Raw genomic sequence first — 15,427 nt, forward strand, 5'->3', positions numbered from 1 at the left:
TATTTTTGAGACTTGTGTCACAGCCTCTTTATGAGTTTGAATTTTAGGATGATCCCCAATCAATAATGGGGATCTGATAGCTATTTTGATCTTTTAGTGATGGTTCTTGATAATCTGAAGCAGATCGAATAGATTTTTGATCGAATGCTTGAATATAAGCTCTAGCTTCTTCATAAGTTTTAATATTATTCTGTTGCCAATTTAATAGAATACGATCAATATATTTAAAAGAATAAGCTTCTCGAATCATAGCCTCTCTTAATGCTAACTGAATGAGATCCACCGAATACTTATCTTGGTTGATCCATTGATTAACCATGTCTAATTCAGAAGACGATAAACCACGTCCAAAGCCTTCCTCAAATTGTTGAAGCAATTGACTCATCTTAGTTTCATTTTGAAGCACACTCGGTTTCTGTTGTCCAATAGCTTGGCTTGATGTCTGTTCCTTATGCACCTGATCATTTAAATAATCAAACAAAGGCCTAAGGGTATAATGATCTGTTTTTTTCCCCTGATCATTAGATACTAATTCAATATTTAAATAGTTTTTATCTAAAAGTGAATTAAGACTAGCATACAGCTTTTCGCTTGACCAACCAAGTTGATTCGCGATGGAAGCCACTGTATCGACAGATTGATGGTTATGAATATGCTCTAATAGATAAACGACCACCACAAATTCGTCAGATGTTAATTTTAACTGAGCAAATCGTTGAATTAAAATATTGGGAATGATTGTGCATCCCGACTTCATCCAATCATAGATTGATTCACTCATGCGGTCATTCCCTCCTTCTTTTTATGGATACAAACGGTGTAATAAACGTGGGAATGGAGCAGTTTCTCGAATATGTTCAATACCACAAATCCAAGCAACTGTTCTTTCAAGCCCCAAACCAAATCCTGAATGTGGAACCGATCCATATTTTCTTAAATCAAGGTACCAGGCATAGGTTTCTGGATCAAGCTGATAGGCTTTAATATTTTCAACCATCTTATCATAGTCATCAATCCGTTGAGAACCGCCAATGATTTCCCCATAACCTTCAGGCGCAATCATATCCGCACAAAGCACAGTTTCTGGATTATCGGGATTCTCTTTCATATAAAATGGTTTAATGGATTTTGGCCAATTAACGATAAAGACCGGCTGATCATTTTGGTTAGCGACAAAAGTTTCATGAGGTGATCCAAAATCTTGTCCCCATTCAATATCATCAAAACCATTTTCTTTTAAAAGCTCAATCGCATCGGTATATTCAATGCGTGCATAGGGTAATTTCGTATATTTACGTAATTGGTCTTGGTCACGTCCCAAAGTCTCTAATGCCATTTGACAATGATCTAAGACATTCTGTACTAAATAAGCGACATATTCTTCTTGAATTTTTAGACTTTCTTCATGGTCACAATTAGCCATTTCAGGTTCCATCATCCAAAATTCAATTAAATGACGACGAGTTTTAGATTTTTCCGCTCTAAATGTCGGTCCAAAAGAAAAAACTTTACCAAAGGCCATGGCCGCTGCTTCCATATAAAGCTGACCAGACTGGGATAGATAAGCATCTTGGTCAAAATATTCAGTATGGAATAATTCTGTCGTTCCTTCAGGAGCCGATCCTGTTAAAATAGGGGGATCAATCTTAATAAATCCACGATCATTGAAGAATTCATAGGTAGCACGAATCAACTCATTTCGAATAAGCATAATGGCATGTTGACGGTTAGACCGTAACCATAAGTGACGGTGATCCATTAAAAAGTCAGTCCCATGTTCTTTAGGGGTAATTGGATAATCTTCACTCGTTCCAATTAATTCAATCGACTTAATAAGTAACTCATAGCCTAAAGAAGACCGATCATCACGTTGAACAATTCCAGTTAGACGTATAGAACTTTCTTGTCCTAAGGATTTTGCTTGATGAAAAGCTTCTTCCCCAACCTCTTGCTTTAATACGATCCCTTGAAAATTAACACGGCCATCTCTTAATTGTAAGAAGGCGATTTTTCCAGATGATCGCTTATTAGTCAACCAAGCATTCACTTGGACAGTCTCATCCACATGAGCACTCGCTTGGTCCATGGTAATTAATTCCATTTATTCTCCTCCTTAAATATTAGAGAGGGTTTGAACCCACTCTCCTGTTTTTGCATCTAAGATAAAATATGAGATTGTCTGATTTGAATTACGTAAAGTCATTTCCCATACAGGTTTCCCTTTATATAATCCTAATCGAGCTTGCATGATTTGAGGATCTTTGATTTCGCTAGCAGTAATTGACTTCGCATCACTTTCCTTAATCAATTCTTGGTAAGGGAAATAATGAATATCTCCCCCTTCCCTTTCAACAATCGCATAAAAACGTTCAGCTTGATCATCAATAAAATCGATCGTAAAGCATGATTGATCGGTTATTGTCCAATAAAATTGGTTAACCTTCTTGACCGTATGATCAACTTCAACCAAGGCGATTGTTTCTTCTTCTGCTCGACTTAAATGAGCCTGACTAGCCATAAAAACTGATAATAGTGAAATCATTACCACTAATAAAATAAAAGTTAAGATTGAGACTGTTCGTCGTTTCACCTCACCACCCCTATCTACTGTCTCATGCCTTCTATTCTAGAATAAAATGTAGGCTTCGATCAAGTCTTTGCTGAATTTCTTTTGAATAATATTTACTAAAAACTCGTCCATCAAACAAAAGGATTAGATCTAACGAAAAAATTCCTTTCGCTGTTTGGCAAGTCGCTAGCAAATTATGACACATATCTGCGATTAATAATTGGTCAAAGATCTCTTCTTTGGAAATTGAGGCTAAATCTGCTTGCAGTTTTATCAAAGGATCTTCCAATGATCTAAAGGGGAGCTTGAGCCAATGAAGTTGGACCGTCTTGTCCAAAATCGGCCAATCCAAATCTTTGAGCGTTTGCCACTGAATCACAAGCACAAAGGTATTTGACTCTCTAATATAGCGTTTTATTTTATTCATGCTTCCCGAAATGTGTTGAGCAAAAATAGGAATTTCGATCGAATTATCTAAGTGTTGGGTCAAATACTGATAGGCTTCAACTGCTTGCTGACGACTCCCTACAAGAAGCACTTGACTTACTGATCGATGGAAATTAGAAGAATCATTCATCCAATCTACCACTGATTTTAAATCATCGGTTAAGTCTGTCGTCTTAGTCGATCGAGTTGGTAAATAATCCATTTCAAGATAAACATCTAAGGCAGGCTCATTTTGTTTAAGCAGATAGTAAGCATAATTCCAGAGATTCAAGCGATGATAACTACCAATAAATTGTTTAAAATAAGCATTCCCTGGTGAAAAAAGTAAGACTTGATGAAATGGTTCCAGAAAATCCTCATGAAAGTTGATATATTGATAATCACGGCTACAAACATTGAATTGATAAAAACGCTCTTGTACCTGATGACTCTTTAAAATAATATAGGAATTCTCATCTAATAAGCTAGCAATCATCTTGCGACCTTGATGACACATTGTTAAGATTTCTTTAAATTTATCCTGAAAATTTATTTGATCATTTTTTGGCCAAACCATAACGGCCTCAATAAATCGATCAAGTCTCGATGACAAACTTTGTAAAAAGTCATATAAATCCTTTTTTATTTTGGGATAGTCATTTAAGTAAAGAATTCGATTTTGTTGTTTTTCAATCGGGAGATAAATTGTTTGCAGCTGACTTTCTAAATGCTCCAAATAATTATGCAAATGATCGTTCATCCACATTAATTGATTAATTAATCGTATCGAATCCGAATCTTCATCCAAGTCCATAAAAAGTAAGTCTTTTAACTGAAGACCCAAAACTAAGAAATGACTTAAGTTAAATGTTCGCTGAAAATGAATCATCGCACTTTGAGCAAGATGATCAAGGTCTTGAATCAATAACAAACGATTTGCTAGCAAGGTTCGTATTTTTTTTGACTGTTTAAGTCCAAACAAGGATTGATCCGTCATAATAACTAACTGAGCTTTTTGAGCTTGTTCCACTGCCCTTTGATAAAAAGGATTCACAGAAAATAGTTGATTTGAGGTTTCATATTCTATCATTAACCGTTTTATATCAATTTCATGATTTAACTCTAAGAGTAAGCCAGTCTGCGTTTCCTCCAACCAAATACAAGACGCAGCTAAAATAGCCGCTTGATAACTCTGTATTTTTCTTTTTTTTAAGCTTGCAAGGACTTTTTTAAATCGCTGAGGATGTATGTAATCATTTGGATTTAAAAGAATAGTAGTCGAAAGCTGATCAGACAAATCGGATAAACGATACCGCTCTCTCCAGAATTTTATTTTTGAACTTACTAAAACAACTTTTTCACCTTGATTCAAAAACCAATCTACTATTAAAGCCTGGTCTTTTTTATCAATCGCATGAAGATTACCTTCTACAATCAAATGAGCCTGGTTAGACAATTTTTCCTGCAAAAGTTGCCCCCACAGAAGAATTGTTTTACTGAGAGTCTCCCTTGAATCTTTTTGATACACACGTTTTCTAACTAACGGCTGATCAAGGCAAAAATTACAAGCTGATTCAAAAAAATAAGACTCCTGATGGTCCAAAGATTTACTGATAGTTACGACTTGCTTAAGACATTTTTCAGATAGTTGTTGGCATTTTCGAGCCATTATATCTAGCAACTGACAGGTAATTTGAGCATCCGCTAAAGCCTGATGTGCTTCATTATAAATCAAATGAAAGTCCGCAGCCAAATCGATTAAATTATAGGCTCTAGCTTGGGGAAAGCAGATCTTAGCCAAAAGGATACTATCGATTGCCGGCGGGTCAAAATTTAAACCAGACTCTGCAAAATGATCTTTCAAGAAAAGAAGATCATGATGCAAATTATGAGCCACAAAGACACAATCTGCCAATCGTTCAAACCACTCCTGAGCAATCTGACTGAAATCGGGTGCCGTTTTTAATTCCTCCGATCGAATACCGGTCAATTGTTGAATACGAATTGAAAGCTCTTGATGAGGGTTAACTAAACTTTGTTTTTGTTCAATAACTTGTCCGTCTGAAACAATAACCGCCCCAATTTGTATGATACGATCTCCTTGATCTAGACGGGGACCCGTTGATTCTAAATCTACGACTGCGTATTTCACCAAACTCCCCCTCTAACAATCATTATGAGTCTTGCCATAATCTTGAACTGCTTTTTCTAAAATTAAACGATCATTTCTTAAATTATTTTTTATGACTTGTGTTTCTAAATAATCCAAAATTTGGCCGATTAGAGGTCCACCACGGTGCATGTCCAGAATCTGCATAATATCACTTCCATTAAGTGCAAGCTCCTTACGATCATGGATCGCTAAGGAATCGAAATGGTCTCGAATTGATGCGGCTAATGATATCTGATCCTTGGCTATCAAATAGTCCTCCAATAATTCAATGGATTGGCTACTAAATGAATAAAGATCAATCGGTTGAATCGCTCCGTTTTCAAGATTAACGATTAGTTGATAATACTCTTGGATTTGGTTAATTCTTTGATTAGACAATGTCCACTTCTTTAACAAATTTTGACGATCGGATGATTCAGATAATTCCATTCCACGTAGTAAGAAAGCCCAAGCTTGAACGATTGAATAATGCTTAAGATTGCTTATTTCATTAGCTAAGGCATCCATACCTAGACAATAGCGTTGACCATTATAAAGGGGAAAATGATCTAATAGATGCGACTCCTTGATTAATGGCAAACAACGATTAAAATGTCTTCCAAGCATTGTCTTTTCAAATTCAATTCGAATACGTTCAATCGAAATATAAGCTAAATTTTTCGATAAGCCTTGAATGGCTTTATAGGTCTGAGATTCTAGTTCAAAACCTAATTGACTGGCAAAACGAATTGCACGCATCATTCTAAGGGCATCTTCTTGAAAACGATCATGAGCTTGCCCTACCGCTCTTATTTTTTGATCTTCAAGATCCTTCAATCCATCATGATAATCGAATAAGACGCCTCTTGCATCCAGTGCCATCGCATTTATCGTAAAGTCACGGCGTTTTGTGTCTTCTACTAAATCTCGAACAAAGGAAACCTGATCTGGTCGCCGGTAGTCCGAATAGGTCGACTCTGTTCTAAATGTGGTAATTTCATAGGATTCCCCATGAAATAACACAACGACGGTACCATGTTCTAAGCCAACATCAAAGTGTTTAGGAAAAATGGATTGAACCTCTTCTGGAAAGGCAGATGTCGCAATATCAATATCCGAGATGCCCTTGTTCAATAGGCTATCTCTTACGCAACCTCCTACAAAATAAGCCTCATAACCATGTGATTCAAGCTCTTTTAGTACAGGGATTGCCTTAAGAAATAATGGATCTGTTAAGTCTAATTTCATGCCTGCCTCCTTAAGTAGCTTGTCTTAAAATATTAGTTAATACGTCAAATTTACTCCGATCATGTTCAATTAAAGCTTGGTTGATATGTTCCATCAATACCTGGCGTTGCCCCTCTTTGGCTAATTGATCCGCCGTATAATCAACTTCCTTCAGAAGGTCTCCACATAGCGGAGCAAAAGGATTTTCAACAAAGATATTCATTTTCTGGCAGTAATAATAATAGTCTTGACAATCTAATTCAATATAATAGATCTTCTTTTGTGATCTGGCATTTAAACGAAAATCATGAAAAGCTTGATCTATCGACTGATAGGAATAATCTCCTTTAAAATAGGTAAAATAGCTCTCTTGAGTTTGTTGATAAGAGATTTTAAAAGCCAAAGGGGCAAAGATAACTTGATCTGAAAACTCAAGTAAAGATAAGAAGGATGGATGAGCCTGCAAATAATGGTAAAAAGCATTAACTTGACGATCAAAATGTGGGCGGTTCCCAATTAACCAATCAATCATTTGTAATTTTTCCTGTTGATACGTCATAGTGGCCTCCCTAGGAATGATAATGCTGATACAGATTCTCAATATCTTCCGCTTGACATCCTTCTAACCAAGCTTGTTCAATATTAACGCTAAAAGTTTCTTTATCCTCTTCAATTAAAGCAAGCTTAGCGCTATAATAGGCCAAATCAGCTTCCATTATTTGATCTTTTAATTGATGGATTAGATCGTTTGCCTGATCAGTTTGATTCATTGCTAATAAGTGATTAAAGACTAAAAGTATCACCTTTTGTTTTAAGTCGTCTTCGTCAATCAAGGGCAAACAATCCATCAATTTATCATAAAGTAGTTCACCATAATCTTCTCGAATTGTTAGGTATGGAAGACATTCCAATAGGACTAGATCATAGCTAGGGACGACCTTCACAAATTGTTGAATCCATTTCTTTAATGCTGCTTCTTCCCCACGATTATGTTGAATATCCACAATATACAAGTAAGCTTGAAGATAATCATCCTCCAATTCGATAGCTTGCTGAAAGGCTTCAAGTGCCAATTGATTGTCTTGGTAATAATAAGCACACACCCCTTGCAAAAAAAACTCTTCCGCTTCAATTAAAGGTAGATCGGGATCCTTTAACAGTGTCTGTAAAATCTCCTGATCGATATATTCTTGTTGTAAGTAAAGTCGGAGCAATGCTTTACGCCAGTGGCGTCGAAGTTTGGAATCTTCCTTTAAGAAGTATTGATAAAGCGTTTGATAGTAACGAATAGCTTGATCTTCATAGCCTTCATGTTCAAATAATTGTGCGAGCTGGTCATAAGCCAGCCACTCGGTTGGATACGCCTTAATCAATGTTTGATAGCAATCCTTAGCTTGACGTAATTGGCCTAAGCCTTCCAAAGCTTGTCCCTGTAGCAACTTCATCGAATAGGTCTTTTGAAGTTCTGGCACTTTCTCCAGATAAGTCAAGGCTAGCGTATATAGGCCCAGTTGATTACACGCTTTTGCTAAAGAAAAAGCAACATTGGCATCCGCCTGCCATTGAAAGGCTAACTGATAGAGTTCAATTTCTTCTTTTCGATAGCCTTGTTGTCCCCATTTTTTTGCCCAATAGACCAATAAAGAAGCTATATCTTCCTTGCTTAATGATGATCCCGCTCCTTGATCGAGGTAGTTCTGGGATAATTCAATTAAAGCTTGATAGGCCTCTTCAACATTAGAAAACGACTCAATAAAAATGATTGCTTCACCTAAATCCAAAACAACCCCTCCTTATATTGTCCATTATACCAAAAGTAAAACTAACTTTAAGTCAAAATAAAAGACTGCGATAGCAACTATCACAGCCTTATAATTGAATCATTGATGCACTTACCACTTAGATCAAGTAGACCATAAAGGTTAAGATAACTACTTACTAAGCAACTGACTCAATGTTCAATGAGTCTTTTCAATGATTATTTAACAGCGTCTTTTAATGCTTTACCTGCTTTAAATCCAGGAACTTTGGTTGCATCAATTTGGATTTCTTCACCAGTTTGAGGGTTACGACCTTTACGAGCTGCACGTTCACGCACTTCAAAGGTACCAAATCCAATAATTTGAACTTTTTCACCTTCAGCTAAGAATTCTTCAACGGATTCGAATAGTGCTTCTACCGTAGCTGTAACATCTTTCTTAGTTAAGTTTGTCTTTCCTGCAATTTTTTCTACTAATTCTGCTTTATTAGCCATTTGAATAATCCTCCTTAAAAATATATGCACTGGGCATTTTGAAATTTAATCACTCAGTGATTATTTCTTACATAGAATAACATAAGATCCTTATTAAAACAATCTTTAGCCCTTATTTTTTAGGAAAACACTTAAGATCTTTGGCGAATTAAAATTTTAAGCGGCGTTCCTTCAAAGTAAAAAGCTTCTCTTAATTTATTTTCTATAAAACGTTGATAAGAAAAATGCATCAGTTCTTCATCATTGACAAAAACGACAAAAGTAGGCGGATTTACAGCAACCTGAGTCATATAGTAAATCTTTAAACGTCTTCCTTTATCCGTTGGAGTAGGATTTAAAGCAATAGCATCCATCAATACATCATTAAGTACTGACGATTGAATTCTGCGGAAGCGATTCTCATAAATCTCTTCAATCATCGCTGGTAAACGATCTAGCCGTTGGCCTGTTTTTGCCGAAACAAATAATATTGGGGCAAAGGGTAAATATTGAAATTCTTGACGAATTTTATCGGTAAATTCTTGGAAGAGATTATCTGATTTATCGACAGCATCCCACTTATTAACTAATATGATAATTCCTTTATTTGCTTCATAGGCATAACCAGCAACCTTCTTATCTTGTTCAATAATTCCAGTTTCTGCATCTAAAACTAAACAAACAATGTCAGAACGATCGATAGCAGATAGGGCTCGCATTACCGAATATTTTTCCGTATTCTCATAGACTTTTCCTCTTTTGCGAATGCCAGCAGTATCAATCATTGTAAAGGATTGACCTGTTTTACTAACAAAATGTGTATCAACCGCCTCACGGGTCGTCCCCTCCATATTAGAAACGATAACTCGCTCTTCCTTCAACATGGCATTTACTAAACTGGATTTCCCAACATTGGGTCTGCCAATAAAAGAAAATTTAATCTCATTATCGACCTCTTCAGAATTATCTTTATTCGGAAAATGCTTGATAAGTTCATCGAGTAAATCACCTGTACCCGTACCATGTGACGAAGAAATTGGATAAGGATCTCCATGACCTAAAGCATAAAATTCATAAACTTGAGCACGTTGTTCAGGATTATCGGCCTTATTAACGGCAAGTATGACTGGTTTATTACTTCGATGTAAAAAATGAGCTATTGCTTCATCCGTATCGGTCATTCCTTCTTGAGCTGAGGTTACAAAAATAATAACATCCGCCTCTTCTGTAGCAATTTCTGCTTGATATCTCACTTGATTCATTAAGGGTTCATCGATCATCTCAATACCACCTGTATCTATCAAACGAAATTCTCTTCCAAGCCAAGAACCGGTCGCATAGATACGATCTCGAGTCACACCTTCATAATCAGCTACTATCGATATTCGTTCCCCAATTAAACGATTAAAAAGCGTAGATTTGCCTACATTTGGCCGACCAACAATGGCTACAACTGGTAAATCCATATAATCACCTCCATATTTCATAAAAAAGCTTCTCCCACCTAGCTTATTAAGCGACGGGAGAAGCTTTTAATCTTGATATTCTAATTAAAATTAATCTTGATCTGATTCTTCAGCATCTTGCTGTAATTCAGCAAAATCCTTACCAAGTAGATCTCCAAGCGTGAAGCTTCCTTCAGTAGCAGCATCATTCAATGATGTTGAAGTAGCGCCTGTTTGTTGATTTGTTTTTTCGCTTTGACGACGTTGATTATTACGATTCGTTGCTTTATTACGACGTGGTTTTGGTGCTTCTTCTTGTTTTTCTTCAAAATCAGCAGGACGGTCTAATAAAGCCTTGATCGATAATGACAAACGTTTTTCTTGAGGATCAGCAGATAATACTTTAACTTCTACTTCTTGACCTTCACTTAAGCGATCAGATGGTGTCTCAATATGTTCGTGACAAATTTGAGAAATATGTACTAATCCTTCAACACCTGGGAATACTTCTACAAAAGCACCGAAGCTAACAAGGCGTTTTACAACTCCCTTAAGAACGGTTCCTTCGCTTGCTTTTTCTTCAATATCGTCCCAAGGTCCAGGTAAAGTATCCTTAATTGATAATGAGATACGTCCTTCTTCTTCATCGATCGAAAGGATTTTCACTTCAACCGTATCTCCAACTGTTAATTTATCAGAAGGATGTTTTACATGTTCATGAGCAATACGGCTAATATGAACGAGACCGTCTACTCCACCTAAATCAATGAAGGCACCAAAATTGGTTAATCGAGCTACTTTACCTTCAACAATGCTTCCTTCTTCTAATTCATTTAAACGTTCAGAACGTTCTGCTTCGCGTTTTTGACGAGCAATTTCTTTATGTGATAAGATTAAACGATTATCTGCAGGATCTAATTCTACAATTTGGAATTCAAGAGTTTGACCTTTGTAAGAAGAAAAATCATCTACATAGTAATCTTCAACCATTGAAGCTGGCACGAAACCACGAACACCTGCATCAACAACAAGTCCACCCTTAACAACATCCTTAACTGGGGCTTCGATTGTTTCTTTGTTTGCATGTTTTTCTTCGAGTTCTGCCCATACTTTACGAGCATCGATCCGTTTTTTAGATAATAAATAATTACCATTTTCTTTGTCTTTAATTGGTTTAACAACGACTAATTCTAGTTCGTCTCCAATGCTTACAACTTCTGATGGATCTTCTACTCTTGAAGTAGCTAATTCATTCTTTGGAATAACTCCTTCTAAACCGCCTGAATTCTTAATAGCAACACGTACTTGATTGCTTTCATCAAATGCAAGTACATCGGCGGTGACGATATCGCCAACCTTAATTTCTTGAACGCTATCTAAAGCGTCTGCCATATTAGTAATTGGTTCTACCTCATTTGTTGCTTTTTCTTCTTGATCTTTGTTCTCTACAAACTCTGACATTCTACAAGTTCCTCCTAAGCGTTACCAAAAAAATTGTGCCTTGTTTATTTTTTTACAAGCACTCTATCGACATTGTACCAAACAATTCCATATTCGTCTAGCACCAATCAGACTTTATTTGACATTTAAGCCTTTCTGCTAATAAATGTTAACATTTTTTCAACCACTTCATCAATGGTCATATTTGAAGTATCAATTTCGATCGCATCTTCTGCTTTTTTTAAGGGAGCATACTTTCGATTTCGATCATATTCATCTCTGGCTTGAATATCTTTTTCAATCTGATCAATTGAAATAGGACGATGCCCATTTTTACTCAATTCATCGAACCGTCGCTGTGCTCGAACGCGACTCGATGCGATCAGAAAAAATTTATAATCTGCTTGTGGAAGTACTGTCGTTCCAATATCGCGTCCATCCATAACAACATCTTGATTTTTAGCTAATCTTCTCTGTTCTTTTAGTAAATACTCTCTCACCTTTAAATCCGCTGCCACTTTAGAGACTTGGCGGGACACTTCTTGACTGCGAATTGCCTCTGTTACATCTTCCTGATTGAGAAAAACCTTTTGGCCAAATTCGGTCATTTCTAATTGAATATCTATGTCTGCAAGTTTTTTATCCCATAATTCAACCCTAGTGATCAACCCTTCTTGCTTCAATAAATATAAAGTTACCGCACGAAACATGGCTCCTGTATCAATGTATGTAGCTTTTAATTTACTGGCTAGTATTTTAGCAACCGTTGACTTACCGGAAGCTGCCGGTCCATCAATAGCTATTTGCATCTGCCTTACTCCTTCCCTATTCAAAAAAATAAAGGAGGCTGGGACATAAGGGTCGCAGCCTCTTAAAACAGTCAAACTTTCTCAGTGCATGGAATTCTTCCTTAAAAGGACCTAAGATCTCTTGAAAGATGATCGTAAAGATTAAGGAATGATAATCTGAGTTCCTGGATGAATTGGTGTATCAATACTTGCTCCGTTGGCTGAAGCAAGTTGATAAACATCAACTCCGTAAGCTCTCGATATCGACCACCAAGATTCTCCCTGTCCTACTGTATGATAAGACGATTGACTAGCCTGAGTCGTTGTTTGATTCTCAAATTGAGCGCTCGTTGTCGTAGCTTGATTGTTAGTACGGCTTTCATCTTCAGCATCAATTTTACGGGTAGACACAGATTCGTCCTCTTTTGAAGTTTCTTGTGTAGTAGTCGTTTCTTCTTTTTTAGATTCACTAGACATCGTCATTCGTACTTGCTCAGCTGTTTTTTCCACTGGCTTTTGATTGCGTTGTGAATTAACCAACATAAACAAGATAAATGGAGATATTAAGGCCACGATTAAGACGAACAATAAAACTTGTGATAAAGTTGTTGCTTCTTTATCCGGCGTATTTCTAGCAGAACGAGAATATTGACGTTTTTTGAAATTCTCATCTTCTCCAAACTTTTTATTCCATGGAGCAGAGAATTTTTTTGATTTGTTTAAATCATTGGACTCTTGTTCATCGAATTCAAAATGTTCATTATCCTGAGTCATTAAGCATCCTCCTATGCACTAATGATTATATTCACCTACTATCGGCTATTTGAAACAATCATTAGTTCATCTAATTTATTTCATTATAGCAGACTCCAATGCTTATTCAAATAAAATAAACGACTTTTTTTAGGTAAAAAGCTGTTTTGTGGGGAATTTTACTAATTTCAGGATTAAAATTGGTCATATAAGGGGTATAAATACTTCTTTTGTTCCAAAATTGGACGAATATACTTATTTAGTATCCCTTGACAAGCAGCAATGAGCACTCCTTTAATTGCATTAAAGGGAAGGATAAATTGAATCACATAATTCAAATAATGATCGATAGGTAATTTCATTACTTTGGCATAAATTGGCAAAGCGATGTAATAATTCATAAGGCTCATCACTAAGCATAACATGACAACCAAGGATAGAGGAGTAAGAAATATCCGTACTAGTCTATTCTTATTTAAGGAACTTTTTAAAAAGAAATGACTGGGTAAAAACATCGTTACAGAAGCAATAAAACTCATAATAACCCCTATCGGAATGCCACCCTCTCCTCCCTTCATAATATAATTGGATAAATCACGAATTCCGGCTACAAGCATCAGACCTTTAGGGCCTCCTATCAACATTCCCACATAAACCATCAAATCAGAAAAATCAAACTTTAAAAATGGAACAAACGGTAAAATCGGAAAATCTAACAGACGTAGAATGACTGCCCATGCTCCTAATAAAGCCAAACTAATCCAAATTCGCAACCGATACTTATTCATACTAATCTCCTTCCAAGCCTTGGAGCAAAATAAAAAAAGATCATCTCTTGTCGCCTCAGAACAAAAAATGATCTATTAATGCAGCATAAAAAAGCATTAATCCAATCTTCTACCATCCAGACTATACTGTCGGTACTGGAATCACACCAGTTCTGCTAATTTAGCTCGCGGACTTTACCGCCGGTCGAGAATCTCACTCTGCCCCGAAGACCTTTCATATTAAATTTAATTTTATATTACCATCCTATCAATAAATAATCAAGCTTCTTACTTTCGATGGCCGGACTCTGCCATTTTCCTTAATTTATCCACTTCGAAGGAGGTTAAATACCTCCAATCACCTGCTTGCATCTTATCCAGATTTAAGAAGGCGAAAGCTTCACGCTTTAATTTAATAACAGGATGACCAATCGCTTCAAACATTTTTTTAACTTGGTGATTCCACCCTTCATGGATCGTTAATTCAACAACCGCTGTTTGATTACTAGTATTTTGCTTAAGTAGTTTAACATTGGCTTTAGAAGTGAGCTTACCATCAACCATGACCCCTTTAGCCAGTCTCTTTAGTGCGTCCGTTTGAGGAATACCTTTAATTTTAGCAATGTAAACTTTCTCAACTTGAAATCTAGGATGCATCATTCGATTTGCAAAATCACCATCATTCGTTAATAGTAGCAAACCCGTCGTATCAAAATCTAATCGACCAATCGGATAAATCCGCTCATCAACTCCATTGATCAGATCCACTACCACTGGACGTCCTTTATCATCTTCTACCGCTGAAATATAGTTTCGCGGCTTGTATAGAAGTATATACCGAGGTTCTTCTCGATAGATAGGAATCCCATCGACCTCAATTCGATCATTGGGGCTGACTTTGACACCTAATTGGTCAACTACTTGCCCTTGAACTTTTACTCGTCCTTGAGTAATCAGTTCTTCACATTTTCGACGGCTAGCGACTCCCGCATGAGCCATCACTTTCTGTAGTCTTTCCATCATTTTCCTCCTTCATTAAGGCTACTTGCGACGAATTATCATCTTCATAATCGGACCATGTCTTAAAGCTAAACAACGACTCCGTAGTCGATTGCGTATTAAGTACAAGATCCTTAATTTCTGGAAGATCATCTAGAGATGTTAATCCAAAATAATTATAAAAATAAGGTGTAACCCCATATAGTAGTGGACGACCTGGTGCATCAAGACGACCGACTTCTGCAATCAAATCACGTAGTAACAACTTTTGTAACATCGCTTGGGAAGATACTCCACGAATCTCATCGATAGTTACTCGTGTCACTGGTTGACGATAAGCAACAATAGCCAATGTTTCAATAGCAGCACGGCTAAGTTTTTGTTGTAAGGGTGATTGCGCAAAAGAACGGATGGTCTCATCAAGATCCGATTGAGTCATTAGGAAATACCGTTGTCCATAGTTCACCAAATCGATTGGTGACATCGGATCTTCACTGAGATGGTGTTGCAACTGAGCCAATAATTCTAAAAGCTCTTCTTGAGGTACTTGTAAAGTCTCTTGTAAGGTTTCTAAGCTAATTCCCTCTTCTCCTGCAACAAAAAGTAGTCCAGCAATTTTTCGGATCAT

The 15,427-nt window shown here is 36.6% G+C and carries 15 protein-coding genes and 1 riboswitch; all 15 genes read right to left on the reverse strand.

Annotation, left to right across the window (positions count from 1 at the left end; translation table 11 throughout):
* Positions 1-43: 43 nt before the first annotated feature.
* Positions 44-781, reverse strand: a complete 738-nt coding sequence (locus HMPREF2758_RS00150) for a DnaD domain-containing protein (RefSeq protein WP_070608405.1) — start codon at positions 779-781, stop codon at positions 44-46.
* Positions 782-802: 21 nt separating this feature from the next.
* Positions 803-2,101, reverse strand: a complete 1,299-nt coding sequence (asnS, locus tag HMPREF2758_RS00155) for an asparagine--tRNA ligase (protein WP_070608407.1) — start codon at positions 2,099-2,101, stop codon at positions 803-805.
* A gap of 12 nt (positions 2,102-2,113) precedes the next feature.
* Positions 2,114-2,590, reverse strand: coding sequence for a hypothetical protein (locus tag HMPREF2758_RS00160; protein WP_070608408.1), 477 nt, complete (start codon positions 2,588-2,590; stop codon positions 2,114-2,116).
* A gap of 31 nt (positions 2,591-2,621) precedes the next feature.
* Positions 2,622-5,147 carry an exonuclease domain-containing protein gene (locus HMPREF2758_RS00165; protein WP_070608410.1) on the reverse strand — a complete coding sequence of 842 codons (2,526 nt, stop codon included), beginning with the start codon at positions 5,145-5,147 and terminating at the stop codon, positions 2,622-2,624.
* A gap of 12 nt (positions 5,148-5,159) precedes the next feature.
* Positions 5,160-6,395, reverse strand: a complete 1,236-nt coding sequence (locus HMPREF2758_RS00170) for a CCA tRNA nucleotidyltransferase (protein WP_016647728.1) — start codon at positions 6,393-6,395, stop codon at positions 5,160-5,162.
* A gap of 10 nt (positions 6,396-6,405) precedes the next feature.
* Positions 6,406-6,933 (reverse strand): YpiB family protein, encoded by a 528-nt coding sequence (locus tag HMPREF2758_RS00175; protein WP_070608412.1) that lies wholly within the window; start codon positions 6,931-6,933, stop codon positions 6,406-6,408.
* A gap of 10 nt (positions 6,934-6,943) precedes the next feature.
* A complete protein-coding gene (locus HMPREF2758_RS00180; RefSeq protein ID WP_246823113.1) occupies positions 6,944-8,155 on the reverse strand; it encodes a tetratricopeptide repeat protein in 1,212 nt (403 codons plus the stop codon).
* A gap of 197 nt (positions 8,156-8,352) precedes the next feature.
* On the reverse strand, positions 8,353-8,628 hold the full coding sequence (locus HMPREF2758_RS00185) for an HU family DNA-binding protein (protein WP_016647724.1): 276 nt from the start codon (positions 8,626-8,628) through the stop codon (positions 8,353-8,355).
* A gap of 131 nt (positions 8,629-8,759) precedes the next feature.
* Positions 8,760-10,073, reverse strand: coding sequence for a ribosome biogenesis GTPase Der (der, locus tag HMPREF2758_RS00190; protein ID WP_016647723.1), 1,314 nt, complete (start codon positions 10,071-10,073; stop codon positions 8,760-8,762).
* Between the two features lie 90 nt (positions 10,074-10,163).
* Positions 10,164-11,513: a 30S ribosomal protein S1 gene (gene rpsA, locus HMPREF2758_RS00195; protein WP_016647722.1), complete on the reverse strand. Its 1,350-nt coding sequence runs from the start codon at positions 11,511-11,513 to the stop codon at positions 10,164-10,166.
* 125 nt (positions 11,514-11,638) lie between these two features.
* Positions 11,639-12,301, reverse strand: a complete 663-nt coding sequence (gene cmk / locus HMPREF2758_RS00200) for a (d)CMP kinase (RefSeq protein ID WP_070608415.1) — start codon at positions 12,299-12,301, stop codon at positions 11,639-11,641.
* A 141-nt stretch (positions 12,302-12,442) separates the two neighbouring features.
* Positions 12,443-13,054, reverse strand: a complete 612-nt coding sequence (locus HMPREF2758_RS00205) for a LysM peptidoglycan-binding domain-containing protein (RefSeq protein ID WP_070608416.1) — start codon at positions 13,052-13,054, stop codon at positions 12,443-12,445.
* Positions 13,055-13,227: 173 nt separating this feature from the next.
* Complete coding sequence (locus HMPREF2758_RS00210) at positions 13,228-13,821, reverse strand: ECF transporter S component (protein WP_070608418.1); 594 nt, start codon at positions 13,819-13,821, stop codon at positions 13,228-13,230.
* A gap of 100 nt (positions 13,822-13,921) precedes the next feature.
* A riboswitch (FMN riboswitch) is annotated at positions 13,922-14,036 on the reverse strand.
* Positions 14,037-14,088: 52 nt separating this feature from the next.
* A complete protein-coding gene (locus tag HMPREF2758_RS00215) occupies positions 14,089-14,820 on the reverse strand; it encodes a pseudouridine synthase (protein WP_070608420.1) in 732 nt (243 codons plus the stop codon).
* Positions 14,777-15,427, reverse strand: coding sequence for an SMC-Scp complex subunit ScpB (gene scpB, locus HMPREF2758_RS00220; protein WP_070608421.1), 651 nt, complete (start codon positions 15,425-15,427; stop codon positions 14,777-14,779). Before scpB ends, HMPREF2758_RS00215 begins: the two co-directional genes overlap by 44 nt.

This window comes from Facklamia sp. HMSC062C11 (assembly GCF_001810675.1).
GTDB lineage: Bacteria > Bacillota > Bacilli > Lactobacillales > Aerococcaceae > Facklamia > Facklamia hominis.